At 41.9% G+C, this 26160-nt stretch carries 24 protein-coding genes and 13 pseudogenes; 6 read left to right on the top strand and 31 right to left on the bottom strand.

Features of this window, described 5'->3' with window-relative positions; all coding sequences use genetic code 11:
- Positions 1 to 6: 6 nt before the first annotated feature.
- The 4 genes and pseudogenes from QMQ21_RS13785 to pepA form a co-directional block, all read right to left on the bottom strand.
- A pseudogene (locus tag QMQ21_RS13785) lies at positions 7 to 195 on the bottom strand (nuclear transport factor 2 family protein); the annotation flags it as partial.
- 44 nt (positions 196 to 239) lie between these two features.
- On the bottom strand, positions 240 to 677 hold the full coding sequence (locus QMQ21_RS13780) for a MarR family winged helix-turn-helix transcriptional regulator (RefSeq protein WP_261814638.1): 438 nt from the start codon (positions 675 to 677) through the stop codon (positions 240 to 242).
- Between the two features lie 1109 nt (positions 678 to 1786).
- Positions 1787 to 2085 (bottom strand): annotated as a pseudogene (locus tag QMQ21_RS13775) (bacteriocin immunity family protein).
- A 19-nt stretch (positions 2086 to 2104) separates the two neighbouring features.
- Positions 2105 to 3051 (bottom strand): annotated as a pseudogene (pepA, locus tag QMQ21_RS13770) (glutamyl aminopeptidase).
- 354 nt (positions 3052 to 3405) lie between these two features.
- On the opposite strand from pepA, the gene QMQ21_RS13765 reads away from it, so the two are divergent.
- From QMQ21_RS13765 to QMQ21_RS13750, 4 genes are all read left to right on the top strand, one after another.
- Positions 3406 to 4365 carry an ABC transporter permease gene (locus tag QMQ21_RS13765; RefSeq protein WP_000777227.1) on the top strand — a complete coding sequence of 320 codons (960 nt, stop codon included), beginning with the start codon at positions 3406 to 3408 and terminating at the stop codon, positions 4363 to 4365.
- Positions 4355 to 5311 (top strand): iron chelate uptake ABC transporter family permease subunit, encoded by a 957-nt coding sequence (locus QMQ21_RS13760; RefSeq protein WP_261814634.1) that lies wholly within the window; start codon positions 4355 to 4357, stop codon positions 5309 to 5311. The genes QMQ21_RS13765 and QMQ21_RS13760 overlap by 11 nt, the downstream gene beginning before the upstream one ends.
- Positions 5308 to 6060 carry an iron ABC transporter ATP-binding protein gene (locus QMQ21_RS13755; protein ID WP_000764297.1) on the top strand — a complete coding sequence of 251 codons (753 nt, stop codon included), beginning with the start codon at positions 5308 to 5310 and terminating at the stop codon, positions 6058 to 6060. The genes QMQ21_RS13760 and QMQ21_RS13755 overlap by 4 nt, the downstream gene beginning before the upstream one ends.
- 95 nt (positions 6061 to 6155) lie before the next feature.
- Entirely contained in the window at positions 6156 to 7127 is a 972-nt protein-coding gene (locus QMQ21_RS13750; RefSeq protein ID WP_000858273.1) for a siderophore ABC transporter substrate-binding protein, read from the top strand.
- 118 nt (positions 7128 to 7245) lie between these two features.
- On the opposite strand, the gene yidD is transcribed toward QMQ21_RS13750, so the two are convergent.
- From yidD to QMQ21_RS13700, 10 genes and pseudogenes are all read right to left on the bottom strand, one after another.
- Positions 7246 to 7488: a membrane protein insertion efficiency factor YidD gene (gene yidD, locus QMQ21_RS13745; RefSeq protein WP_261814633.1), complete on the bottom strand. Its 243-nt coding sequence runs from the start codon at positions 7486 to 7488 to the stop codon at positions 7246 to 7248.
- Entirely contained in the window at positions 7488 to 8210 is a 723-nt protein-coding gene (locus tag QMQ21_RS13740; protein ID WP_001222228.1) for a pseudouridine synthase, read from the bottom strand. Before QMQ21_RS13740 ends, yidD begins: the two co-directional genes overlap by 1 nt.
- Entirely contained in the window at positions 8197 to 8766 is a 570-nt protein-coding gene (gene scpB, locus QMQ21_RS13735; RefSeq protein ID WP_261057861.1) for an SMC-Scp complex subunit ScpB, read from the bottom strand. Before scpB ends, QMQ21_RS13740 begins: the two co-directional genes overlap by 14 nt.
- A gap of 18 nt (positions 8767 to 8784) precedes the next feature.
- Complete coding sequence (locus tag QMQ21_RS13730) at positions 8785 to 9513, bottom strand: segregation/condensation protein A (protein WP_261814632.1); 729 nt, start codon at positions 9511 to 9513, stop codon at positions 8785 to 8787.
- Positions 9513 to 10247, bottom strand: coding sequence for a site-specific tyrosine recombinase XerD (xerD, locus tag QMQ21_RS13725; RefSeq protein ID WP_261814631.1), 735 nt, complete (start codon positions 10245 to 10247; stop codon positions 9513 to 9515). The genes QMQ21_RS13730 and xerD overlap by 1 nt, the downstream gene beginning before the upstream one ends.
- Entirely contained in the window at positions 10244 to 10705 is a 462-nt protein-coding gene (gene cbpB, locus QMQ21_RS13720; protein WP_000560725.1) for a cyclic-di-AMP-binding protein CbpB, read from the bottom strand. The genes xerD and cbpB overlap by 4 nt, the downstream gene beginning before the upstream one ends.
- Entirely contained in the window at positions 10702 to 11223 is a 522-nt protein-coding gene (locus QMQ21_RS13715; RefSeq protein WP_001118962.1) for a metallophosphoesterase, read from the bottom strand. Before QMQ21_RS13715 ends, cbpB begins: the two co-directional genes overlap by 4 nt.
- The gene (locus QMQ21_RS13710) at positions 11199 to 12170 is read right to left on the bottom strand and encodes a nucleoside-triphosphate diphosphatase (RefSeq protein ID WP_000182447.1); all 972 of its coding nucleotides are present in this window, start codon (positions 12168 to 12170) and stop codon (positions 11199 to 11201) included. Before QMQ21_RS13710 ends, QMQ21_RS13715 begins: the two co-directional genes overlap by 25 nt.
- Positions 12167 to 12960, bottom strand: a pseudogene (gene racE / locus QMQ21_RS13705) (glutamate racemase). Before racE ends, QMQ21_RS13710 begins: the two are co-directional and overlap by 4 nt.
- Positions 12961 to 13162: 202 nt before the next feature.
- Positions 13163 to 13414, bottom strand: coding sequence for a YneF family protein (locus tag QMQ21_RS13700; RefSeq protein WP_261814629.1), 252 nt, complete (start codon positions 13412 to 13414; stop codon positions 13163 to 13165).
- A gap of 179 nt (positions 13415 to 13593) precedes the next feature.
- On the opposite strand from QMQ21_RS13700, the pseudogene QMQ21_RS13695 reads away from it, so the two are divergent.
- Positions 13594 to 14287: pseudogene (locus QMQ21_RS13695) on the top strand (helix-turn-helix domain-containing protein); the annotation flags it as partial.
- A gap of 95 nt (positions 14288 to 14382) precedes the next feature.
- Here QMQ21_RS13695 and QMQ21_RS13690 read toward each other — a convergent pair.
- The 9 genes and pseudogenes from QMQ21_RS13690 to QMQ21_RS13655 all read right to left on the bottom strand — a co-directional run.
- A pseudogene (locus QMQ21_RS13690) lies at positions 14383 to 15061 on the bottom strand (reverse transcriptase domain-containing protein); the annotation flags it as partial.
- Positions 15062 to 15763: 702 nt separating this feature from the next.
- A pseudogene (locus QMQ21_RS13685) lies at positions 15764 to 17376 on the bottom strand (ribonuclease Y).
- An 81-nt stretch (positions 17377 to 17457) separates the two neighbouring features.
- A pseudogene (locus tag QMQ21_RS13680) lies at positions 17458 to 17727 on the bottom strand (recombinase family protein); the annotation flags it as partial.
- Between the two features lie 121 nt (positions 17728 to 17848).
- Entirely contained in the window at positions 17849 to 18634 is a 786-nt protein-coding gene (locus QMQ21_RS13675; protein WP_000669602.1) for a DUF6994 family protein, read from the bottom strand.
- A gap of 15 nt (positions 18635 to 18649) precedes the next feature.
- Positions 18650 to 18790, bottom strand: a complete 141-nt coding sequence (locus QMQ21_RS13670) for a hypothetical protein (RefSeq protein ID WP_000899898.1) — start codon at positions 18788 to 18790, stop codon at positions 18650 to 18652.
- Positions 18744 to 19247, bottom strand: a pseudogene (locus tag QMQ21_RS19360) (KilA-N domain-containing protein); the annotation flags it as partial. The pseudogene QMQ21_RS19360 and the gene QMQ21_RS13670, both read right to left, overlap by 47 nt.
- 5 nt (positions 19248 to 19252) lie before the next feature.
- Positions 19253 to 19378 (bottom strand): annotated as a pseudogene (locus QMQ21_RS19535) (restriction endonuclease); the annotation flags it as partial.
- 215 nt (positions 19379 to 19593) lie between these two features.
- Positions 19594 to 19848: a Txe/YoeB family addiction module toxin gene (locus tag QMQ21_RS13660; RefSeq protein WP_016398855.1), complete on the bottom strand. Its 255-nt coding sequence runs from the start codon at positions 19846 to 19848 to the stop codon at positions 19594 to 19596.
- Positions 19849 to 19851: 3 nt separating this feature from the next.
- Entirely contained in the window at positions 19852 to 20106 is a 255-nt protein-coding gene (locus QMQ21_RS13655; RefSeq protein ID WP_016398854.1) for a type II toxin-antitoxin system Phd/YefM family antitoxin, read from the bottom strand.
- Positions 20107 to 20205: 99 nt separating this feature from the next.
- Here QMQ21_RS13655 and QMQ21_RS13650 point away from each other — a divergent pair, with 99 nt between their 5' ends.
- Positions 20206 to 20364: a hypothetical protein gene (locus tag QMQ21_RS13650; RefSeq protein ID WP_007285011.1), complete on the top strand. Its 159-nt coding sequence runs from the start codon at positions 20206 to 20208 to the stop codon at positions 20362 to 20364.
- Between the two features lie 70 nt (positions 20365 to 20434).
- Here the strand turns inward: QMQ21_RS13650 and QMQ21_RS13645 are convergent.
- From QMQ21_RS13645 to yqeH, 8 genes and pseudogenes are all read right to left on the bottom strand, one after another.
- Positions 20435 to 21531: pseudogene (locus tag QMQ21_RS13645) on the bottom strand (nucleotidyltransferase).
- Between the two features lie 9 nt (positions 21532 to 21540).
- Positions 21541 to 22280: pseudogene (locus tag QMQ21_RS13640) on the bottom strand (class I SAM-dependent DNA methyltransferase).
- A gap of 110 nt (positions 22281 to 22390) precedes the next feature.
- Complete coding sequence (rsfS, locus tag QMQ21_RS13635) at positions 22391 to 22744, bottom strand: ribosome silencing factor (RefSeq protein WP_023933751.1); 354 nt, start codon at positions 22742 to 22744, stop codon at positions 22391 to 22393.
- 12 nt (positions 22745 to 22756) lie between these two features.
- Positions 22757 to 23257, bottom strand: coding sequence for a cysteine hydrolase family protein (locus QMQ21_RS13630; protein WP_000781356.1), 501 nt, complete (start codon positions 23255 to 23257; stop codon positions 22757 to 22759).
- Positions 23258 to 23851 carry a bis(5'-nucleosyl)-tetraphosphatase (symmetrical) YqeK gene (gene yqeK / locus QMQ21_RS13625; RefSeq protein WP_023937237.1) on the bottom strand — a complete coding sequence of 198 codons (594 nt, stop codon included), beginning with the start codon at positions 23849 to 23851 and terminating at the stop codon, positions 23258 to 23260. It abuts the gene before it with no gap.
- A pseudogene (locus tag QMQ21_RS13620) lies at positions 23851 to 24477 on the bottom strand (nicotinate-nucleotide adenylyltransferase). The gene yqeK and the pseudogene QMQ21_RS13620 overlap by 1 nt, the downstream one beginning before the upstream one ends.
- 51 nt (positions 24478 to 24528) lie before the next feature.
- Positions 24529 to 24840: a ribosome assembly RNA-binding protein YhbY gene (yhbY, locus tag QMQ21_RS13615; protein WP_000060169.1), complete on the bottom strand. Its 312-nt coding sequence runs from the start codon at positions 24838 to 24840 to the stop codon at positions 24529 to 24531.
- Positions 24841 to 25052: 212 nt separating this feature from the next.
- Positions 25053 to 26159 carry a ribosome biogenesis GTPase YqeH gene (gene yqeH, locus QMQ21_RS13610; RefSeq protein WP_261814624.1) on the bottom strand — a complete coding sequence of 369 codons (1107 nt, stop codon included), beginning with the start codon at positions 26157 to 26159 and terminating at the stop codon, positions 25053 to 25055.
- Between the last annotated feature and the right edge of the window lies 1 nt (position 26160).

The raw sequence follows: 26160 nt of genomic DNA, 5'->3' as shown, positions 1-26160 counted from the left end.
CTCATTTTAAAACTTTCCTCGATTGGTCATGTCTTCTACCTTAGGCATGACTTCCTTATTGTCCCAATGCTCTACAATTTTTCCATTTTCTAAACGGAAGATATTGTACTGGGCATAAGCAAGGCCATCAATCTGAGTCTGACCATAACTAACCACATAGTTTCCTTGTCCTAAGAGTTGGAAAACAAAGTCGAAAGCGGCCTTTACTTATAAACAGCTAATTTGATCTATTTTAATCCTCATTTTGCCTTCTCTTTCAGATTCGCCAAAATTCTTTCTTGAAAGGCTTCAAATTGCCGAATTTCTTCCTCTGAAAATCCTTTGTAAAAGATCGTATCCAATTTCTGACTAACACGATGCCCCACTTCTTTCTGGGACTTGCCTAACTCCGTTAAAACTAAATACTTCTTACGCTTGTCTTCCCCACACGGACTAACAATTACAAGCTTTTGTTCCTCTAGCTTTTTTATCATAGTCGTCAGCGTATTATTCGCAAGCCCAGTTGCCAGAGCAATATCTGTCGCAGTTGCGCAGCCAGTTTTACTATTCCATAAAACCGCTAAAATCTTCCCCTGTTCACCCCTATAAAGAGCTTCAGGGTCTTGACTCAGTAACTTTTGAAAAATCCGCCCATTCAACAAACGAATATGATGGGCTAGCAAATGACTATCTTTCATAACACCTCCAATTATTTCGATATCGAAATGAATAGAATAATTGTAACACTTGTCCTTTCAACTGTCAACTATTTCGATTTAGAAATAATTTTTGATAATGATTTACATCACCATACTCCGGTTCAACTAACTTTTAACGAGAGTTTCTAAACTCCTTCGTCCTCCAGTCTACAAAAGCCTTCCATCTGTACTATACTATATTTTATGAGGAGTCACGTTTTTCCTATCAGACCATTTATTTTAAAGATAGAAGTCAATCATAATTGCTTCCATCTGTTCTTTTATAGTATATTGAAGTTGAACTAGGGCACTGTATCTTCTAAAACATTGATAAAAAGCGATTTGAATTTCCCAATCAATTTGTTCGTATTTATAGCATTTTGAAATTGGAATAGGACACCATGACTGCTAAAAGATTTCTATAAATTCATTTAATCCCCCCAATCAATTTGTTCATATCTTATTTCATCCCGCTATAATTTCACCTTACCCTATCTTTTTCGTAGCACCCTTCAAACAGCCTATCCCCTACCGTTTGACGATTCCTCACTTCGCTCCACTTCCATTACAGAAGTTTCTTCACTACTATAGGCTCGGCTGACTTCTCATGATTCCTTGTTACTACGCTTTCAGCGCTCATGAGATCTCACGGGATAAGTCCTACATCTTTCCTCGTTTATACAAGATATGAGGACGTTAAAAGGTTAGAGTGAAAATAGGAAATCTGACGCAGAGTCTTTAGACTCTAGAAAGATTTATCTTTTTCACACAAACCTTAGTCCGAATTCAATTACTCTCGTGATTTACGCATATGGGTTACGACCACCTTTTTGGACTTTAGAGTTTGAGGCCCCCTTATCCGCTATATACGCCTTACTATCACCTTCCTGTTCGTAGAGCCACGATTTCGCTATCCCTTCCTCTAACGATTCTTATTTCCAGTGTCAGACTTAAAACGGTCTATCTCCAGACCGTTTTAATCCGCTACCTCACGATAGTCAGGCTTGGGAATCGCTATTGGGTTCAAGTAGCAGGTGCCCACCGAGGACTTACACCTCAGATGCACGACATGCCCGTCGTACCAAAAAATACTTTGATCCACAATGGAATCAAAGCATTTTAAAAATCTCCCCATACATAAGCGCAGAAACTGCGGTTCCTCTGTACTTGGTTTCTTCTCTCTTGATAAAACGAGCCAAATTGAGCAACTCAGGTGCTTAGGATGTTTGGGATTTAGGAGCAATTCATGATTGACCAAACCTGAGAGACGAACTGCCAGCAATTGCTCATTTGTAGTAGGCAGTTTTTTAGCAGTATCTAGGAGAGCAGCAACTAAATCCTCACTCAAATCATGTCGAGCATGATTGTAAAGATCTTTTATAAGGCTTTCTAGGTTTGGTTCTACCATCCCTACCACCTCCTTATGTTTAATAATGTTTAATCAAATCAACCGTTGAACGATCCAATTTCTTCACCAAGGCTTGTAAGAAGGCTTGCGCTTCTAGGAAGTCATCCATTGCATAAAGTGTTTGGTGAGAATGGATATAACGAGCACAGACTCCGATTGTTGTTGATGGGACACCACCATTTTTCAGATGTGCTGCGCCAGCGTCTGTTCCGCCTTTACCACAGTAGTATTGGTACTTGATACCAGCTTCTTCAGCTGTTGTCAAAAGGAAATCCTTCATTCCTGGGAGAAGCAAGTGACCTGGATCGTAGAAACGAATCAAGGTTCCATCTCCAATCCTGCCTTGACCGCCATAAACATCACCAGCAGGTGAGCAGTCAACTGCTAGGAAAACTTCTGGGTCAAACTTGGTTGTGGAAGTATGCGCACCACGGAGACCAACCTCTTCTTGGACGTTAGAACCCAGATAGAGTTCATTGCCAAGTTTCTGACCTGACAGAGCTTCCGCCAACTCGCTAACCATAAGAACACCGTAGCGGTTGTCCCAAGCTTTTGAGATGATATTTTTTTCATTGGCTGTCAAGATTGCAGAGCTATCTGGTACGATGGTATCACCAGGACGGATTCCAAAACTTTCTGCCTCAGCCTTATCCGCAAAACCGCCATCAAAGACGATATCGGCAATGGCTGGCATGGTTGGTCCCCCTTTCCACGAGTCAAATGCGGCGGAACAGAACCTGAAATCACAGGAATTTCACGACCGTCACGAGTCAGAAGTTTGAAACGTTGGCTGCTGACTACCATGGGGTTCCAGCCACCGATTTCTACGACACGGAAGGTACCATCTGGCTTGATTTCGCTGACCATAAAACCAACTTCATCCATGTGAGAAGCGACCAAGACGCGCGGCGCATCCGCTGCTTCTGAATGTTTAATACCAAAAATACCACCCAAGCCATCTGTCACCACTTCATCCACATGCGGTGTCAATTTTTCACGAAGATAAGCACGGACAGGCGCCTCATGACCTGAGATAGCAGCAAGTTCTGTTACTTCTTTAATTTTTGAAAATAATGTTGTCATTTCAGTTCCTTCTTTCTTTCATCCATTTTACCACTTTTTAGAGGAGAAGGATAGTGGGAAGGTGGATAGTTTCTTACTCAGTTTTCCTATAAAAAAGAGAGACAGATATTCTTTCAGGAATTTTTCTTTCTTTTTTACATTAAATTGTCAGAAATTTTATTGACAGATTAGAAAAAACATGTTACAGTAATATCCGCAGGTATCTTTCGATACCAAATCTACATGAAAGGACGGGGTATGAAACTTTCTCATTATTTAATTGGCTTACTTCTGCTCCTAGTCTTTCTCTCTATTAGCATTGGAACCAGTGATTTTTCATGGGGAAAACTCTTTGCTTTCGACCAGCAGACCTGGCTACTATTTCAGGAGTCCCGTCTTCCAAGAACCATCAGTATTCTCCTTGCGGCCTCTAGTATGAGTATGGCAGGCCTTCTCATGCAGACCATCACTCAAAATCAGTTTGCTGCTCCGAGTACAGTTGGAACCACTGAAGCCGCCAAACTGGGAATGGTATTGAGCCTCTTTATCTTTCCGTCTGCGAGTCTAACCCAAAAGATGCTCTTCGCTTTTGTTTCATCCATCATATTTACCCTCTTCTTCCTAGCCTTTATGACCATTTTTACTGTAAAGGAAAGGTGGATGTTGCCTCTGATTGGAATCATCTATAGTGGGATTATCGACTCAGTCACAGAAGTTATCGCCTATCGTTTCAATCTGGTTCAGAGTATGAGTGCTTGGACCCAAGGATCCTTCTCCATGATTCAGACTCATCAGTATGAGTGGCTCTTCTTAGGCCTCATCATCCTGATAGCCGTTTGGAAATTATCCCAAACCTTCACTATCATGAATCTAGGGAAAGAAACCAGCGAGAGTTTGGGGATTTCCTACTCCCTACTTGAAAAACTGGCCCTCTTTCTGGTGGCACTAACGACTAGTGTCACCATGATTACCGTGGGTGGCTTGCCATTTCTCGGGGTCATCGTTCCCAATCTTGTTCGCAAGCGCTATGGAGATAATCTAAGCCAGACCAAACTCATCGTCGCACTAGTCGGTGCCAATCTAGTTCTGGCCTGCGACATCCTATCCCGAGTTCTGATTCGGCCCTATGAGCTGTCTGTCAGTCTTCTACTAGGAATCATTGGTAGCCTCGTCTTTATCCTACTTCTCTGGAGAGGGGGACGAAAAGATGCAGTTTAAAAGCAAACATACCAAACTCTTCTGCCTTCTCATTATTCTGGCCATTGGAGCTTGTCTCCTCTATTTTTGGCCCATCACCCACCTGTCTGCCTTTGCCTGGAAGCTACGTTCCCAAAAAATTGTCGTTTATCTCTTGGTAGCTATCGCGACTGGGATTTCGACCATTAGTTTTCAAACCCTGACGGAAAATCGTTTCCTGACGCCAAGTATTTTGGGAATCGAATCCTTCTACGTCCTACTACAAACCCTACTACTGGTTTTTGAAAGTAAGTTTCTTCAACTCGGGAAGTCTCCCATTTTAGAATTCCTAGTCTTACTTCTACTTCAATCCCTCTTCTTTCTCGCCTTGCAAGGCTACTTGAAGACACTGATGAAGCAAGACCTTGTCTTCATTCTGTTGATCTGTCTAGCCCTCGGAAGTCTCTTTCGAAATATCAGTACCTTCCTTCAGGTCCTGATGGATCCAAACGAATACGATAAACTGCAGAATAGTCTCTTTGCCTCCTTTCAACATCTCAACACTTCCATCCTAGCCATTGGTTCTCTGATTATCCTTGCTTTGACAATCTTTTTCTTTCAAAAAGCAGTCATTCTGGATGTCTTGCACCTGCAAAGAGAAACAGCTCAGGTATTGGGACTCGATGTTGAAAAAGAACAGAAAGAGCTCCTCTGGGGCATCGTACTTTTGACCTCAACGGCCACTGCCTTGGTAGGGCCCATGGCCTTCTTCGGTTTTATGCTAGCCAACCTCACCTACCTAATTGTCAATGACTATCGGCACAAGTTACTCTTTATCGTGGCCATTCTGATCGGATTTATCAGTTTGACTTTGGGACAAGCCCTAATTGAACGAGTATTTGCTCTGGAAATTCGCATCAGTATGATCATCGAGAGTGTGGGTGGCTTTTTATTCTTTATCTTACTTTACAGGAGGGCTCGTCGGTGAAACTGGAAAACATTGACAAATCCATTCAAAAACAGGATATTCTGCAAGGTATTTCCCTTGAAGTCAGTCCTCAGAAACTGACAGCCTTCATTGGTCCAAACGGTGCTGGAAAATCGACTCTCCTCTCCATCATGAGCAGACTGACCAAGAAAGATCAGGGAATTCTCAGTATCAAAGGCCGTGAAATCGAGAGCTGGAATTCGCAAGAACTGGCTCAAGAACTCACCATCCTAAAGCAGAAAATCAATTACCAAGCCAAATTGACTGTTGAAGAACTGGTCAGTTTTGGACGTTTTCCCTACAGCCGAGGTCGACTGAGACCAGAAGATTGGGGAAAAATCCGAGAAACTCTGGACTATCTGGAACTGACCAACTTAAAAGACCGCTACATAGATAGCCTGTCTGGAGGCCAGCTCCAGCGGGTCTTTATCGCTATGGTACTGGCCCAGGATACAAACTTTATCTTGCTGGACGAACCACTCAACAATCTCGATATCAAGCAAAGCGTCAACATGATGCAGATTCTCAAGCGACTGGTGGAGGAACTCGGAAAGACCATTATCATCGTTCTCCACGATATCAACATGGCCAGCCAGTATGCGGATGAAATTGTCGCCTTCAAGGACGGTCAAGTCTTTAGCAAGGGAAGAACCGATCAAATCATGCAGGCTGACCTGCTCAGTCAACTATATGAGATTCCTATCACGCTAGCTGATATCAATGGCAAAAAGATTTGTATCTATAGCTAGTAACATAGAAGCTCAAGTTAGAGAACTTTCAGTCTCTTAGTCAATAAAACCTAGAGACTCCCTAAATCGTTATCACATTTTAAAAAGGAGAAATTATGAAAACATCCCTTAAACTTTATCTCACTGCCCTAGCGGCCAGCTTCTTGCTTCTACTTGGTGCATGCAGTACAAATACAAACTCAAGCACTAGTCAGTCGGAAACAAGCAACTCTGCTCCAACAGAGATAACCATTAAAAGTTCACTAGACGAAGTCAAACTTTCCAAAGTTCCTGAAAAGATTGTGACCTTTGACCTCGGCGCTGCGGATACTATTCGTGCTCTAGGATTTGAAAAAAATATCGTTGGAATGCCTACAAAAACAGTACCAACCTATCTCAAAGACCTAGCTGGAAAAGTTAAAAATGTTGGTTCTATGAGAGAACCTGATTTAGAAGCTATCGCCGCCCTTGAGCCTGATTTGATTATTGCTTCCCTACGTACACAAAAATTCGTAGACAAATTCAAAGAAATCGCCCCAACAGTTCTCTTCCAAGCAAGCAAGGACGACTACTGGACTTCTACCAAGGTTAATATCGAATCCTTAGCAAGCGCCTTCGGCGAAACTGGTGCACAGAAATCCAAGGAAGAATTAGTCAAGCTAGACAAGAGCATTCAAGAAGTCGCTACTAAAAATGAAAGCTCTGACAAAAAAGCCCTTGCCATCCTCCTTAATGAAGGAAAAATGGCAGCCTTTGGTGCTCAATCTCGTTTTTCTTTCTTGTATCAAACCTTGAAATTCAAGCCAACTGATACTCAATTTGAAGATTCTCGCCACGGACAAGAAGTCAGCTTTGAAAGTGTCAAAGAAATCAACCCTGACATTCTCTTTGTCATCAACCGTACCCTTGCCATCGGTGGGGATAACTCTAGCAACGACGGTGTCCTAGAAAATGCCCTTATCGCTGAAACACCTGCCGCTAAAAATGGTAAGATTATCCAACTAACACCAGACCTCTGGTATCTAAGTGGAGGCGGTCTTGAATCAACAAAACTCATGATTGAAGACACACAAAAAGCCTTGAAATAAGCTGATTTAAACTCAATTTAAGTAAAATTTTGACATGATAAAACACATCCTATCAAGTAGTTCATGAAAACCTGATAGGATGCGTTTTTATCATTTTGAAATCTGTTTGCCCAGCCTCTTATTTTTCTTCTTGATTCCGTTTGAGGGAAAAGTGGTCTGGGACGGAGTCCTTACCTGTTTTCGACCAGGGATGGCAACGTAAAATCCGAGCCAAGCCCATCAAAACACCCTTGAAGCCATGTTTTTCAATAGCCTGAATCATGTAGTTGGAACAAGTCGGCTCAAAGCGACAAGAAGGTGGAAAGGCTGGTGAGATAAACCGTTGGTAAAAGCGCACAGGCGCTATTAAAATTCGTTTCATTATTTCTTGGTTACAGCCATGGTGTGTAGTTGGCTGATTTCTTTTTTATTAAGACGACGGGATTCTCCTGGACGGAGTCCTGTCAAGTCTAGATGTCCAAAACGGGTCCGTGACAACTTGTCCACTTGGAGACCGACAGCTTCAAACATCTTTTTAACCTGGTGGTTACGCCCTTCATGGATGGTCAACTGCACCACAGAGCGGTTTTTAACTGGGTCCACTTTGAGAATCTCATAGACAGCTGGCTTGGTTTTCTTACCATCAATCTCAAGTCCACGGGTCAAGGGGCGGAGATTGTCCTTATTGGCCACACCTTTAACACGCGCGACATAAACCTTGTCAATCTCATTACGAGGGTGAATCATCTCGTCTGTAAAATCCCCATCATTGGTCAAAATCAAGACTCCTGATGTATCCCAGTCCAAACGACCCACAGGGTAAATGCGCTCTTTGACATTGGGCAAGAGGTCGACAACCGTCTTGCGACCCTTGTCATCTGTTACACTGGAAATGACACCGCGTGGTTTGTTAAGCAGATAATAGACCTTTTCTTCGTTGTAGATAGGTTGACCTTCAACTTCGACCTTGTCGCCTGACTTGATAGTGGTTGCTAGTTCACGCACCACTTGGCCGTTAACCGTCACCAAACCTTGCTTGATCAGCTCTTCTGCTTTTCTCCTACTGGCCACACCTGCATGGGCAATATACTTATTGATTCTCATCTTCTTCTATCCTTTCACCAAATAATTGGCTTTCTTGGGCTTGAATCTCAAGCTCATCAATCACTGGTAATTCTTCTAAATGGTTTATCCCCATGTAATCTAGGAAATAATCCGTAGTCACATAGAGGTTGGGGCGCCCCAACACTTCTTTTTTCCCGTCTTCTCGTATCAAGTCAAAGGCCTGCAACTTTGCCAAGGCCCCACTCGAGTTGACCCCACGGATGGCATCAATTTCTATCCGTGTGATGGGTTGTTTGTAGGCAACGATGGACAAGGTCTCAAGGGCCGCCCGAGATAAACTCTGGTTGATAGGTGCCTTTGAGTATTCTTTCAAAACCGCTGCAAATTGAGGCTTGGTCACCAATCTATAAGCGCCCCCTGTCTCAATCAGAGCCAAACTGTAATCTGGGTCCTTTTCATACTTCTGGGCTAATTTTTCTAAACTCTGTTGGATGCCTGTCGGTGGCAGAGAGAGGAGTTCAGCTAACTGGCGGACTCTAATCCCATCTTCACCCGCTACAAACAAGAGCGCTTCTATTTTTGCTAAAGTACTCATCTTTCCTCTCTATCAAGTCTAGCTTTGGGCCACTTGACTTTCTTCCTTCTTTTCCATGAGATAGATATCTCCGAAACTCTCCTCTTGCATGAGAATCAGCTCCTGGGTTTTGATTAACTCTAGGGTTGCCAAAAAGAGGGTGATGACCTCTTGGATATTCTGGGCTTCCTTAAACAAATCCTGCAAGCGCAATTGATCTCGTCCAGTCAAGGACTCTTTCACGATAACCATCATGTCCTCAATCTTATACTCATCCCGCAAGATAGTCGTGTGATTCTGTGCAAACTCCTCTTTTTTCTTGGCTAGGATATTTGAAAAAGCCAAAAAGAGGTCAATGGTCGTCTTGTCATGCACAAGCTCCGCATCTTCGTAAATCAACTCTGTCGGCGCTTTGGAATAGTGCTGGGCCCGTTCTTGGTGCTTGGCTTCCAAGTGCTCCCCCAAAAGCTTGAACTTGCGGTATTCTTCGATTTGAGAGAGAAGATCCTGCTCTAGGTCATCTTCCAAATCTGTCACTTCCGCTACCTTTGGCAAGAGCTTGCGGCTCTTAATCAACATGAGCTGACTGGCCATGACCATGTACTCGCCCGTCACTTCCAGACGCATGGCCTGCAGAGTTGAGACATAGGCTAGATACTGTTCAATGACTTCCGTAATGGGCACATCGTAGATATCCATCTGATACTTAGAAACCAGGTGCAAGAGCAAGTCCAGGGGCCCTTCAAAATCCTTTAATTTAATATCCATTATCTATACTTTTCTAAGGTCAGGACTGTTTTTAATCCTATTTTTTTTGCAATTTCGTACAAATCGACCTTGTTTTCTATTTGTCTTAGAATAAACTGTTCACGTAAGACTTGAGCTGATAAGGTTGAGAAACCTTTCTCCTTGACAAAAGCTTCTAACTGACGAAAGGCCCACTGACGAGAATAGGCTTTCCCTCCCCTTTCAAAGAGATATATCTGGCCCATCAAGGGTTCCAACTCCGAAAGCAAGGTCGTGGGAATGCTGACAATCCTCTGTTGGGAAGCCTTGCTGATTCGCAACACCTGAAAATCCAGATTGATGTCCGCAACCTTGATGGCTAAAATCTCACTGGGCAAGAGCCCCATTTCTAGGATTAAGAGCGCTAGCAAGCGTCCCTCTGGATGGTCGCTTTCCTGCCAAAAAGAGTCTAGGTATAGAATCTCTGGCTTTTCCGTCTTCTTTTCAGCTTGTTTGGCTAATTCCAAGCGGTAAAAGCTGTCCACCTCTCCTTTTTGATAGAGAAAGTATAGAAATTGGTTACAGGCCGAAATCTTTCGCTTCTGGGCGCTGATTTTTAGATTGGCTAGCTGGGCTTGGTAAATCTTGAGACTGGTCTCAGAAATCCGCTCACCTACCATGTCTAAAAATTGCTCCAAATCATACTTATAGGACTGCTTGGAATTGACAGACAAGCCCTGCTTTTCCTCTAAAAAGGCTGAAATCCTGTCTCTCATTGGCATCGAATCTCATATTCCTTACTAAAGTCATGCAAGAGGGCATTAACGGCCTTGAGGATGGACTTGCGCGTAATAATCCCTTGGAAAATACCCTCTGCATCCACAACCGGTAAGAAGGACTCATCTACTAGCTTGTGCAAGACCTCCGTAATGGTGAAATCAGGCGAAACAACCGCTACGTCCGTTTTTGTCATATGAACGATATCCGTATCCGCCATGATTTCTTGGCTCAAGTCATGCTCCATCTGATAAGCCATAATATCTCTGAGTCCAATCGTCCCAACAAACTGTTTTTCATCTGTCACAACAGGAACACGGGTATAGGTCATCTGACTGAGCAAGAGGGTCGCATGATCCGCATTGTGGGTATCAATCAACACAGCTAGATTTTTAGCAGGGGTCAAAAAAGTTTCCTCCTGCCCCAACAAGAAAGTCTCAAACTCCTTGGCAATCATCGGCTAAACTCCTTGGACAAACCTGGATACACCTCGTGATCTCGTGTCAAAAAGTCCACTTTGAAGTAACTATCATCAATCTCCACACGAGCATAGAGACATTCTCTGATGGTACCTCGTGGTTGACTGATAGAACCTGGATTTAGAAAGAGGATCTTGCCTTCCAACCAAGCACTTGGCACATGCAAGTGACCATAGAGGCAGATAGCGGCCTCTTCCTCCTGAGCCCAGTAGTCCAACTTTTGAAAGTTGAAATTGATGTCAAACAAGTGACCATGAGTTTGGATAATCTTGGTCGAACCAAGCTCAGTCACCAGACGTTCTGGGTAGCCGGCGTAGAAGTCCATGTTCCCTTTAACAACGCGGATGCCCTCCCAAAGTGGAGAATCCGGACGTAGTTCAGAATCGCCGTTATGAAAAACGGCATCGACTTTGCCCACATAGCGATCACGGACTTCTTCCACAATCAAGCTATCGCCATGGGAATCGCTCATTACAATGATGGTTTGCTTTGCCATGATGGAAATACCTCCAAAAGTTTCTTAACGGCTAAGGCACGGTGAGATTGACTATTTTTTTCTTCCAGGGTTAATTCAGCTGATGACTCACCTGTTTCTCCTACAAGGAAGAGGGGATCATAGCCAAAGCCATTTTCACCCTTAGGTTCAAAGTTAATATAACCTGACCAGTCTGCTTCAACAACTAAACTTTCCTTATTTGGGCTGGCTACGACTAGGGTTGTGTGGAACTGAGCCGAGCGGTCCTTGAGTTCAAAGACCATGGCCAATTCGTGCAAGAGTTTGGCATTATTTTCACGGTCAGTTGCTCCCACACCTGCGAAACGAGCTGACCAGACGCCTGGTAAGCCACCAAGGACATCGACTTTGAGACCAGAATCATCTGCCAAAACCATCTTGCCCGTTAATTGAGAAATGGTTTCTGCCTTGAGACGGGCATTTTCTTCGAAGGTCATGCCTGTTTCAGCTACTTCAGGCAGGTCAGGATAGTCATTAAGATTTTCCACATCGTAGCCTAACTTATCAAAGATAGCTCGGAACTCTTTGGTCTTGCCTTCGTTACGAGTCGCAATCAATAAGGTTTCTCTGACCTTGTTTGTCTCAAAGAATGCTTCTACATCAACACCTTCTTTAGGCAATTCTACATGCAGGAGTTGCCCATTTTCAACTAAGAGAACCCCCCCCTGACGTTGAATGACTTCTACATTTCGTCCCATTTCTTGGTTGAGGATATCTACCACAAAAGACAATAAACGGTAGAGAGAACCATAGCGTAAAACAGTAACAGAAACAGGAAAACCTCGATCCTCATCTCGAAATCTTTGGGCAAACTCCAATAGAGGAAAATCCAAGTCATCATCCGTCAACGTCCGGACGCCACCAAAAATACCATAGGACCCGACATACCAGTCCTGTTCATCCTTATATTCATAAATTTTATTTGTCATAATTCTACATGCTCCACATGAATCTCTTTTTCCAGCCATTCTTCACCAATTTGTGCAAAACTTTGGCTGCTGGCTGTTGTGTAAAAACGGTGATTAAGTGGTCCAGCATCGCGACCACGATTGATTTCAAAATAATTAAGTAAGACTGAGATGTCCCGTACGCACTCTGCTCCACTATCGATGAGCTGAACCTTTGGTCCCATGACATTTTGAATAATAGGTCTGAGCAATGGATAATGGGTACAACCCAAAATCAGGCTATCCACCTTTCCAACCAAGGGACGCAGGGTTTCATAGACCACTTTCTTGGTAACACTGGTTGACAGGGCGCCAGACTCGACCAAGGGGGCAAACTTGGGACAGGCCAAACTCTCCACCTGTAAGTCTGGAGCCAGATCATGAATTTTCTGACGATAGATATCTGATTGTACCGTCATGGGCGTTCCAATCACACCTATTTTCCCACCTTGACTGGACTTGATAGCTGCCGAAGCTCCTGGCAAAATAACACCTAGGACAGGAATATCTAGTTGAGCCTTGATTTCTTCCCAGACGACCGCAGTCGCAGTATTACAAGCAATGACAATCATTTTGACATCCTTGGTCAAAAGAAAGTTGACCAACTGCCAAGTATATTCCCGAATTTGCTCAGCAGGACGGGGACCATAGGGAGCCCGTGCCGAATCTCCAATATAGACGATTTCTTCATGGGGAAGCTGGCGCATGAGCTCGCGCACAACGGTCAAGCCCCCGACACCCGAATCCAAAAACCAATTGGGCGATTATCCATACAGTCTTCTTTCTAGTCTTTTTTCTGATTGATAGTTCATTATGATTACCGTTCCTTATGAACTGAATAATGATAGCCTAATCAACAACTATCTCTCTTAATCATAATCAAATATCAATAGAATGCAAGGAAAAAGTCTCACCCCTAAACCATAGCCAACATAGTGAGAAGTCTGGAACTTTCATCCCAGACTTTTCCTTATTTATTTTTTCTTTTTATTGTTAGCAAGGGCTGCCTTTTGTTGGCGGATGATTTGGTGGTAAACTTGTTGTACCTTAGCCTCGCTTGTTGGTTTTTGACCATTTGCACTCAAAAGAGTACGAACTGCTTCAGCATTCAAACGTGGGTTGTCAGCAAATTCCTTTTCAATTTGCTTACGAACCAAGTACATTCCTCCCAGAGCTCCTCCTAGAAAAGCTAGCACAATCAATACAATTGCTAAAAGTAAATCCATCATATTTCTCCTGTTTCTTTTTGAGTCTCTTTCATTATACCACAAACTAGCCACCCTGACTAGTTTGTTTTACGCTTTCAGGGATGGAATGTAATTCGAATGTGAGAATGTCTTTAGTAAATCGAACGTGAAAATGTCCCATTTGATAAAATAGTCGTATGAAAAGGATCCAACTGAATATGAATGAAACGAAAAAATATCTTGTGATAAAAGCTATAGACCAAGGAAAGAAAACAAAGAATCGAGCCTGTGTCGAACTGAATCTTTCTGAAAGACAAATCAATCGTCTGCTACTAGCCTATCAACAGAAAGGAAAAGAAGCCTTCAGACACGGAAACAGAAATCGAAAACCAAAACATGCAATCCCTGATGAAATCAAAGAACGTGTCCTAAAGAAATACCTCTCCTATGAAACATATAAACCAAATGTCCTTCATTTCTGTGAATTACTAGCTGAAGAAGAGGGAATTCAGCTCTCTGATACAACTGTTAGAAAAATACTCTATAAGGAAAACATCCTCTCTCCCAAGTCTCACAGAAAGACAAAGAAGAGACTAAGAAAACAAGCTAAACTGAGCCGCAATCATCCCCTAGACAATCCAATCTTACCGTCCGCTAAAGATTTCCTGGAAGACACTAAAAAGCTACATCCTAGTAGACCCAGAAAGAAATTTGCTGGAGAACTCATCTAAATGGAGGCTAGCCCTCATGCCTGGTTTGGAGCAGAAACCTCTAACTTACACTTAGCCATTGATGATGCTTGGCAATATCCTAGGGGCTTATTTTGATAAAAAAGAGAACTTGAATGCTTACTATCATGTCCTTGAACAAATCTTAGCCAATCACGGCATTCCCCTTCAAATTATAGTAGATTGAAACTAGAATAGTACACCTCTACTTCTAAAACATTGTTAGAAATCGATTTGACTGTCCTGATCGGTTTGTCCTATTCTTATTTCATTTTACTATACTTTCAAACCTAGCCGTTTCTCAATAAAACGACTGACTAAATACATCACACGCTTAGCGGCTGCCTCGCTTCCGACCGTCATCACACAATCATCTGCGTAGCGCACAAATCGAAGTCCCCTCTTTTCTAATTCCTTGTCCAATTCATTAAGCATGATATTGGATAAGAGAGGAGATACATTTCCTCCCTGTGGTGTGCCAACTAGCGTTTTATGACGTTGACCGTTAATGATAACACCTGAATGAAGATACTGACGAATCAAGGATTCCCTATCTCCGTCTTCGATTATGTTATGTACTAAGGACATCAATCTATCTTGAGGAACCCTATCGAAAAATTTCTCTAGGTCTATATCCACTATCCACTCATAGCCGTCATTTAAGTACTCTAAGAGCTTGAACAATGGCTTGTTGGATTATCCTATCCATCACTGTCGGAATCCCAAGCTGAAGGACACCTCCATTGGGTTGGGGGATTTCAACTCGCAGGACTGATTGAGGTTTGTATTTCCTCTGTTTTATCAGCTCCTTAGTCAAGCGCCAGTTTTGTCTGAGATAGTCATCCATCTCTTCGATAGTCATTCCATCAATCCCAGCTGAGCCCTTATTGGATTTTACTTGATTGTAAGCTTCCAGCATATTTTCGCGTGATACTATCTTATCTAGCAATTTTGACATGTGCCTATTCCTTTCTTGTTTTGGTGCCTGAGGGATATCTTATATTGGTGAACCTTCATCTAGTCAATACGTGACAGAGTCCAGTTCTATCAGACCGTTCGTTTTACAGACACAAGTAAAGTAGGATTACTTCGATCTGTCGTTTTCTCTTTCTAGCGACAGAGCTCACGGGATAAGTCCTACATCTTTCCTCGTTTAGACTAGACATGAGGACGTTAAAAGGTTACAGTGGAAAAAGATAAATCTTAGTTCGAATTCAATTACTCTCGTGATTTACGCATATAGGTTACGACTACCTTTTTGGACTTTAAGGTTTCGCGCCCCCCTATCCGCTATATACGCCTTACTATCACCTTCCTGTTCGTAGAGCCACGATTTCGCTATCCCTTCCTCTGACGATTCTTATTTCCAGCGTCAGACTTAAAACGGTCTATCCCCAGACCGTTTTAATCCGCTACCTCACGATAGTCAGGCTTGGGAATCGCTATTGGGTTCACCGGTAGCAGGTGCCCACCAAGGACTTATACTCAATGAAAATCAAAGAGTAAACTAGGAAACTAGCCGCAGGCTGTACTTGAGTACGGCAAGGCGACGTTGACGTGGTTTGAAGAGATTTTCGAAGAGTATTACACCTCAGATGCACCACATGCCCGTCGTACTTCAAAAAAACTGAAGTCAGATTTCACTGACCTCAGTTTTTTATTATTTAGCATAATCTACTGCACGAAGCTCACGAATCACGGTTATCTTGATATTTCCTGGGTAATCGAGATTGTTTTCAATTTTCTCACGAACTTTGTGAGCTAAGATTGTGACTTTGTCGTCCTTGATTTTTCCTGGATTGACCATGATACGAATTTCACGTCCTGCTTGAAGGGCAAAGCTATTTTGTACCCCTTCAAAGCCGTTCGCAATTTCTTCCAAATCATGGAGACGCTTGATGTAGCTTTCAAGAGACTCACTACGAGCACCTGGACGAGCTGCGCTCAAGGCATCTGCTGCAGCAACGATAACTGCAATGACGCTCTCAGCTTCAACATCTCCGTGGTGACTAGCAATCGTATTGACCACAACTGGATGTTCCTTGTACTTACGTGCCAATTCCATACCGATTTCAACGTGGCTACCTTCAACCTCGCGGTCAATGGCTTTTCCGATGTCGTGAAGGAATCCAGCACGACGGGCAAGAGCCGCATTCTCACCAAGCTCGCTGGCCATAATACCAGCTAACTTAGCAACCTCAATCGAATGGCGCAAAACATTTTGGCCATATGAAGTCCGGAATTGCAAGCGACCCATAATCTTCATCAAGTCTGGATGAAGGTTTGGTGCGCCAATCTCATAGGCAGCAGCCTCACCGTATTCACGGATCTTATTGTCAATCTCTTGACGGTTTTTCTCAACCAACTCTTCGATACGAGCTGGGTGGATACGACCATCCTTGAGCAACATTTCCATAGTCATACGGGCAATCTCACGACGAATCGGATCAAATCCTGACAAGGTCACCACTTCTGGTGTATCGTCGATAATCACATCGACCCTGTCAAACTTTCAAAGGTACGAATGTTACGACCTTCACGACCAATAATGCGTCCCTTCATAGTATCGTCTGGCAGATGAACCGTTGAGTTTGTTGACTCCGCTACATATTCACCAGCGATACGTTGCATAGCTTGAACCAGGATGTCCTTGGCCATTTTGTCAGAACGTTCCTTGACCTCTTGCTCAGCTTCGCGAATACGACTGGCAATCTCCTTGGTCAAGTTTTCCTCTGTCTGTGCCAAGATAATATCTCGTGCTTCTGCCTGAGACAGAGCACCAATACGCTCTAGTTCTGCTTCTTTTTGTCTTTCGACTTCCTCTAATTGCTCTTCACGCGCATCAAGGTTTTTCGCTCTATCAGAAATACTTTGTTCTTTTTGTTCAAGTGTTTGTTCTTTACTCGTCAAATTGTCGTCCTTACGGTCAAGGCTGGTAGCTCTCTCTGTCAAACGACTTTCGATTTGTTTGAGTTCTTGACGTTCTGATTTGAATTCAGCGTCCACTTCTTCACGGTATTTTCTGGCTTCTTCTTTGGCCTCCAATAGTGCTTCTTTTTTAAGAGACTTGCTTTCACGTTTGGCTTCATTAACAAGTAAATCCACTTCACGCTCAGCTTGTCCACGTAAATTAGTTGCTTCTTGTTCAGCATTTAAAAGCATCAACTCTGCAGCTTCCTGAGATGATTTCATCTTAGCTGAGATGCTGACATATCCAATGACTAAACCAATGATGACGGCAAAAACAGCAATCGCAAGCGACATGATTTCCATGTTTTTACCTCATTTTATTGTTATTCCGAATGACATACATTCTTTTACATTCTACCATAAAAAAGTGATTTTCACAAACCTTAAATGGATATCGCTAACATCCGCATTATCACTATCATAGTTATCATTTACAGATATAAAGCGAATACCTTTTTCAAGAAATATCTTTTGTAAGTACTTTCCTGACTCGATATAATCTCTGCCGAAACGAGATAAATCTTTTACCATAATGATAGAAAACTTTCCTTTATTCAGGTCATCAATCATATTCTTAAAATTTGGTCGCTCAAAATTAGAACCACTATATCCATCATCTACATATTCATAGGATAATTCAATAGATTTCTCTTCTACCTCAAAAGCAAAAAGGATAAATTCCCCCTACACTTAAAATTTATCCCTCTTGGTAACCTCTTTTATTAATTTTTTTGATAAAGAAAACGCACATTTTATTTAACTGGTGCTGAAATATTTATAATAATATTTTTTTAGTTCTTTCTAGAATAATGATATTAAGATTTTTCATATATCTTATATATTCTTCTTCTGTGCTAGCAATCCTAATATCTTCTTTATCTAAAAAGACAACCTGATTGTTCTCTAAATCTGATTTAATTAAATCTATAATTTTATTTTGCTCATATATAAATCCTTCTAACTTAAAAAACTCGACAAATTTCTCAAATCCATTTTTACAATTATCATCATCAAAAAATAGTTCAAACCATTCACGGTAATTCTCTATAGCATAATCTATTTTTGAATTATTATTTCCCGCAAACCATTCTTTTATAGCATATAGTGTTAAATCAAAACGATCATAATATCCTTTATAAATTCCATTCTTGATTCTAGGTTTTCCACCTCTAGCTGTATTAACGGTTTCTGATTTTCCACCACCTCTAGGGAAAAGAATGTGTCCACCTATTGTTCTTGAAATACTCAAATGATCTAAAATTATTCTGTCGTTTAATCCTGCCTTTCTTGCCCAATAAATAGAGGCTCCTATATAATCACTTGATAATAAATACTTATCCTTATCAATAAATAAAGTATAAAAATCTCCATTTCCAAAGTTTTGGCATTTATTACATACAGATGTTATTTTAAGTTTTTCTTTTGAATCATCATCAAAAAACATCTTACATAAATCATCGTACAACGCCTTACTACATACATCAGGATCCTTTCTATTATATAATGAAAAACCTTTGGGAAAATAAGGATATAAATCAAATAGATAATTTTTAAACTTCATATTTATTATTCTCCATTAAATCTTTTTAGGAAATTTAAAGTCAAATTTTCCTCCAAGCACACCCGCACTTACTCCCGCAACTACTACAAGTGTTGTACTAATTGTTCCTATTTTCTTCACGCCACTGTTTAGCTCTTTTGTTAAATAAAACAACATTAATCATATCTGCTTCACTTACATACTTGTAAGACAACTGTTCGTTGGTAAGATCTTTTAAGAGATATTCTTTGATTGCATCTGTATGAATTTTGTAGTTAATCTTAGAAATTTCTCTATTCAAATTCCAGCCTAATGATATCTTAGAATTTTAATCTGACTTAAGTCTTTTGTAATCCTGAATTACATACATCTTAAATTCAGCAGAAATACATGAAGCAAATTCAAAGGCAATATCTATATGTGCAAATGCACCACCATATCTTCCACCTTTTGAGATAATTCCGATTGCTCCAGTTTTCTCTACCCATTTCTTAGGAGACAATGTAAATGAATTATATCCAGCTTCCGATTTAATTCGGTCGAATTCGACCGAATTGAAATTCATGTTGTTTAAGCTTTTCCATAAACCAAGAAACTCAATTGTATCTTTTCTTCTCATCCAATTTTTAATTACATCACTCGATACTTATCCGAACGATAAGCTCCACGTAAGGTGTTCGCAATCGACCAAACTGCATTGACTACATTTGAAATCTGAACATCGTTCGACTGGAATATCGGTAGTTTTTCTTTAAAATTAGACATTTACTTCCCCTGTTTTTATTATTAACAATTCTCTTCATTATACCACAAAATACAAGTGATAAAGCGGATTCAAGGGAAAAAATCGAAGTTTATATACTAACTTTCTTTTCTGAGTTTTTGTCTTTTGTATTAGGGATTCTGTCATTTTCTAAAAAACTTTATCTTAAACTTACTCATAAAAATTTAAAAAATAAAAAGCCCACCTTTCAGTAGACTTAGTAGTGATCTTTGAAGGACAAAAAAGCGATGCTATCTCCATCCATCATATAAATCAAGCGATTTTCTGCATCAATACGCCGTGACCAGGCTCCTTGGTAGTCATACTTGAGTGGTTCTGGTTTTCCTATTCCTGTAAATGAATCACTTTGAATATCCTTAATTAGTTTATTGATTCTTTTTAGTGTTTTCTTATCCTGAGTTTGCCAGTAGCAATAATCTGCCCACGCATCTTCTGTAAACTTGAGCAGCATTCCTCACTCCTCAATAACATGGACTTGAGTGCTTCCAGCACGGACTTGAGCCATTCCTCGCAAGACCTTGTCAGATAGTTCCTTATTTTGAACGATTCTCAGAGTTTCCTGAATACTGTCCCATTCGCTCTTTGAAAGAACTACAATGTCCTCATCTGGATTTTTATTAACCACCGTTAAAGGCTCAAATTCATCATTGACCTTCTTCATGTAGTCTTTTAAATGATTTCGGAATGTTGAGTAAAGAACTGCTTCCATAACCATACCTCGTTTTACCTCTTTTCCACTATTATACACGAAAAGAAAGAAATTGTCAGAAACTTGTACAAGATTTTCTTTTCCATCTATTTATACTCAATGAAAATCAAAGAGCAAACTAGGAAACTAGCCGCAGGTTGCTCAAAGCACTGCTTTGAGGTTGTAGATAAGACTGACGAAGTCAGCTCAAAACACTGTTTTGAGGTTGCAGATAGAACTGACGAAGTCAGTAACATATATACGGCAAGGCGACGTTGACGCGATTTGAATTTGATTTTCGAAGAGTATTATTCGTAAAAAATCTCAAAAAGCCTACCTTTCGGTAGACTTAGCTTGTTTCTATTCTAATCGGCACTCTTCCAAAATTTTGCTCTGCTATACTTGGCTTTCCTAGTTGGTAAATCTGGTCTGCTTTTTGGGTCATAGCATCCCAAGGTTCTTTGCCAATTCGGCTGACTAGATTGACCTGTCCTTTCAGAGACTTGAGATGTTGCCTGCCTTTTTCAGTAAATCCAAGGACATGAATGGCTTCTGGCAAGACATTTTCTCTAGCCTGCACCAAAATATAGGTCAATAGGCGTCTGACACGCGCCTTGGTGTAACGTTTGGTCGCAACCGCCTCGACCAACTCTTCTACAGACTGGGCTGGTTTAATAGCTTCTTTAATGCGCACAGCCATTTCTTGATTGACCTGATAGATGGTGGTTAGGTCGGGATTTGACAAGATTTGATAGCGGAGCAAGGGAAAATAGTCTTCCCAGATCACCTTACTGGCCTGCTCAAATAGGGCAACAGAAGGCATAAAGCGTTCTAAGAAATCTTGGTCCTTCTGATGTTGACGGAGGGCTGTCGCCGAGGCAAAGTCCACATCTTTATTCACAGAATGGTAACCTGCCCCCTGACGCTGAATCGTATGCAGCTTGATATTTCGTCCTGCAACCGCCTTTGCATAGGCCAGAGCAAGAACATGATTGGGGGTATTACCTGAAAAATCAAGACCAGCAAATTCCTTCCACATAGATTGGGTTTTCTGGGGATAGGAAAGGGAATCAGGCAGATTTTCCACAATTTTCTCCATCTCAGCACCTTTCTCTGTGTATAAGTCAGCGATTTTCTGATAATCTCGAACTTCCTCTGTCCCAAAAACTAGACTATCAATGCCCAAGCGATCCAAGATATCCACAGCTCCTTGACCAAAGAAATCAGCTGCCTGAACACTGACTAAAAAGGGCAATTCCACTACCAAGTCTGCGCCATTTTCCAGCGCCATCTGGCCCTTGTCCACTTATCCACAATAGCAGGCTCTCCACGCTGCATGAAATTCCCTGACATGGCAACAATTTTCAGTCCCTCTGCCTGATCCAGCAGGTATTTATGGCCATTATGAAAAGGATTGAACTCTGCGATAATACCTGTGATGGTCATGATGTTCTCCTACTTCTGCGCCACAAAAAACCAACGGGTGCTAGTTTCTGTTGGTTCCTTATCCTCAAAGTCTGCATAGAGTTTGAAGGACTTGAAACCAGCCTGTTCCAGCAAGATATCATAGGTCAAGATCTCATAAGTCCTCTCCTCATGTACTTCATCGTGGCGACTAAAAGAACCGTCAGCCTCCTTGATAAAGAAAGTCAGCTCATGCACGATGGAGTGAGGAGCTTCGTCCTCATATGTATCCCAAAGCATGGCAAAATCTTCCGCATTTTCATGGTAGGAATAGCCAGGGAATACTTCATCTGTCTGGTAGGTCGAGTGCACGTCAAAGATGAAAACTCCCTCTTCATTCAGCGCATTGTACACGTCCTTAAAGACGTCCCCTACTTCCACCTCATCCTGCATATAGCAGATAGAGTCCGAATAACACGTGACAAAATCGTATTTCCCTGCCTTGGACAAATTCAGCATATTACCTTCTATAAAAGCAATCTTTTGCTTGGCTGAAGTTGCTCTCTTCTCCGCAATCTTCAACATATCCGCACTCAAGTCAAGTCCAGTCACATCAAAACCAGCCTGAGAGAAGCGCACTGATTGAATTCCTGTCCCACAAGCCAATTCCAAGAGTTTCTTTCTCTCTTGGTCTTAGGCAAATGACGCAGAGAAAAATCAGTCCATTTGTCGTATAAACTGTCATCCATGACCGCATCATAGACCGCCGCAAAAGTTTCATAAGTTGCCATAATCATGATACCAAGAGCCTACATGGCAAACACCACTCGCCCTCACCTTTCTATCAATTTTCTTCTAAAATAAGCAAAGAAACCCAGTTGACTACAACTGAGTTCATCTTCTACGCCAGAGTTTCAGATAAGTCTACAGAATCCGCCTCATGCCATAGTTTTTCCAGATTATAGTGGGCACGCATTTCTTCTGAGAAGATATGTACAACGACAGCACCGAGGTCTAGCAAGACCCAACCTCCAGCTGCATCGCCTTCGATATGACTGCCTTTAAAGCCTGCTTCCGCTACTTTTTCACGGATATTATCAGCGATAGCGTCCAACTGACGGCTATTCATAGAGCTAGTGATGACAAAGTAGTCCGTCACACTAGTCAAATCTTGTACGTCAAGTGCGAGGATATCCTCCGCACGTTTCTCATCAGCCGCTTTCACGACTAGTTCTAGTAATTCTTTTTCGTTCATTTAATCCTCTTTTTAGAAAATATGTTTGTAATCTAGGACATCTGCAAAGCGCTCCTCCCAAATGTCCTCATAAAATTCATTAATCGTTTCTGCTGGAATGTCATCCCCATCAAAGGTTGTGACAGCACCTTCTGGAACAATAAGCTGATAGCCATATTCAAAGGCAACCTTGACAGAGGTATCCACACAATATTCTGTCTGCATACCACATAAAACTAATTTTTCAATCCCCTGTTTATCCAAGTATTCTTTTAAGCCAGTTTCTTTGAAAATACTGTTATACTTCTTCTGAAAGACCTTTTCAGCAGGTTTTCGATTTAAAAGCGCAGATAACTGCCAATCTTCTGATGTTTGAGCTTCAGAGTTCTCAATATGTTGAACATAGATAATTTCAATATTCTTGCTTCTAGCCTGGTTTTGTAAATAAGAAATTTTTTCCAATAGACTTTTTGTCTGGAACCCAGTTTCTACTAAAACATTCTGAACATCAATGATTATAAAAGCCATCTTCATTTAGTTCTCTTTCAAATAGTGCACAAAGGCGTTATAGGTTTCAAGGGTTTGGGGATAGATGGGGAATCCCTGATGAGCTAGATACTCCACGGTACGAGCTGTTTCGTAGGCCACCGCCTTATTGAGCGATAGACTTGCAATCTCACGCGCCACATCTACTCCAGGAAAGGCTCGATTGTGCTCGATATAGTCTGCGACGTAGATGACCTTATCTAGGTCTGTCATTTGACCAGCTCCGACTGTATGAATTTCAATGGCTCGCAGAATTTCAGAATCATGCAAATCCAAATCTTCCTGAATTTTGTAAATTCCGACCATACCATGCCAGACATTATTGCCCCAGTTTTTGAGGTCAGGGTCTAGCTGGTAACGGTCAATCAAGGCTAGAAATTCCTGATCTGACAACTTTTTAGCATAGTCATGAAGAAGACCTGCTAGACTTGCTTTCTCAACATCTACACCAAAGCGCTGAGCTAATTCCATAGCGGCACGCTCCACACCCAAGCAATGGGTTAAGCGTTTTTCAGGTAGAAACTCTACCATTTTTTCCAACAAGGCCTCACGGGAGCAGTTGATATAGTCTTGATAGGACATCAGTAGAGCCCCTCCTTCTCGATGTAGTCTAGCACTGGCTGAGGTAGGAGAAAGTTGGGTTTCCGACCTTGGGCAAGGAAGTCCCGCACCATGCTGGACGAGATATCCATGAGCGGTACGTCCACCCAGATAACTGGATAGGAAGTCCCTACCTTGTAGCGTGGACGCTGAACCCCCACAAACTGAACCATGTCAACCAGTTCATCAATTCGGTACCACTTAGGCAGATAGTCAACCATGTCGGCACCGATGATAAAGTAATAATCCGTATCTGGATTCTTCTCTGTCAAAATCTTCATGGTGTCGTAGGTGTAGGAAATACCCTTGCGCTCCAACTCAATGGTTTCAATGACTAGGCCGTCAATTCCCTCAATTGCCAACTCAAGCATCTTGAGACGATGGTGTTCAGGGATGGTTTCCTTTTTATCAACGTGAGGAGGTTGGTATTCAGGCATGAGAAGAACTTGATCCAGTCCCAACTGTTGCCGTACTTGATCCGCAACAATGAGATGGGCATTGTGAACAGGGTTAAAATTCCCCCTAAAATCCCAACTTGTTTGCGTTTTCTCCTTGATTTCTGGCTCCAACTCTACCTTGGTAAAGGGAGTCAATAGTTCGATTGTCATAGGCTAGTCCCCTTTATTTCTCTATAAAAACAGTTATTTGGAGTTTCGGTCTTAGATTTCTTTGACTTTCTTAGAAATCTTGCGATTTTCTTTCTTGCTAGATTGTTTAAACAAAATCAAGATGCGTCCGATTTTTTGGACTGTATCCACACCGATTTCTTCTTCCAAAATTTCAGCTACTTCGTGGATATTTTCATCTGTATTTTGCAAGAGCGTTACTTTAATCAATTCGCGTGCATCAAGTGCTTGACGAACGCTGGTTTTGATTTGGTCGTTGAGACCATTTTTTCCAATTTGGATGATGGGTTTGAGGGTGTGTGCCTGACTGTTGAGGAAGGCACGTTGTTTTGATGTTAATGACATAATTTCTTAAAAGAGTTTCTTTTTATACTTTTCTAAAGTGGTGGCGGACGTTAGCAAAGTCCTTCGGGCTTTCATGACTAAAATTTGAGCCTATGGTCTCAAATTTCCCGCAGTTGGTACAATCACTTGTACCAACTGACACCACGGCGAAAAGTATTCTCTACGGGCTCGCAACGCTCGCCTTAATAAAGACAACCCTTTCCTTTCTGTGTTTAAATAATTGCTTTTCGTATGACGACTGCGACGCCTTCTGGTGCCCAGACGGCGACTTTGGCAGTGCCTGTTACGCGGATCCAGCCGAGTCCTGAGATGACTAGGTCAGTTTTGTCCTTGATATTAAAGACATGTTGGACCAATTTTGGAAAATCTTCTTTTTCCTTGCTATTTGGTGGGGTTAAAAGGGTTCCAAGATGCTTGTCGTAAAAGGCACTAGCACCTTCAAGCTTAGTACGGTGGAGTTTCAATTCATTGTCAAAGAAGGCTGTGAATCCTTGCTTTTCACCCGCAATGAAATCAAAGCGTCCGAGACCACCTAAAAACAGGGTTTGTTCAGGATTGAGCTGATAGGTTTTAGGCTTGATTTCCTTTTTAGGACTAACATACTTGAGGTTTTTAGCCGTCAAATAGTGAGCCATCTGGTGACGGTGGATAATCCCAAGCGTATCGTAGATATAAGATCCGTCGTCAAGCGGAATCTCGATCTTGTCCAAGGTTGTTCCTGGGAAGCGCGAAGTCGTAATGACATTCTGGTCACCCGTGATTTCTTGGATAATAGCATTGATTAGGGTTGATTTTCCAACGTTAGTTACCCCAACGACATAGACATCACGGCCCTTACGGTAGTGTTCAATCTTGTCAATGACTTCCTTAATGGCATGCTTGTTTTGGGCTGAAGTTAGGACGACATCAACTGGACGGAGACCTTCTTCGTGGGCACGTTCCATGAGCCACTGGCTAATCTTGCCTGGTTTAACAGACTTGGGCAAGATATCTTTTTTATTTCCAACCAGGAGGACATCATTGCCCGAGACAAAACGTGGCAAGCCTGGGATGACAGAGCCATTAAAGTCAAAGATATCAACGACATTAACCACCAGGGCATCACTGTCTCCTACCTCGTGCAAGAGTTTTAGGAAATCATCGTCTGTCAATTGAACATCCGTGATTTCATTGTAGTGGCGGAGACGGAAACAGCGTTGGCAATAGATTTCGCCAGTCTCCAATCCTTTTTCAAGTGCCGACTGAGGGGTAAAACCCAGACCAGCCTTATCTGTCGTCTGAATGGTTGCTCCACAACCAATACAGAGAATTTCTTCCATA

The sequence above is a fragment of the Streptococcus bouchesdurhonensis genome, assembly GCF_948472335.1.
This window is presented reverse-complemented; position numbering and strand designations above follow the sequence as displayed.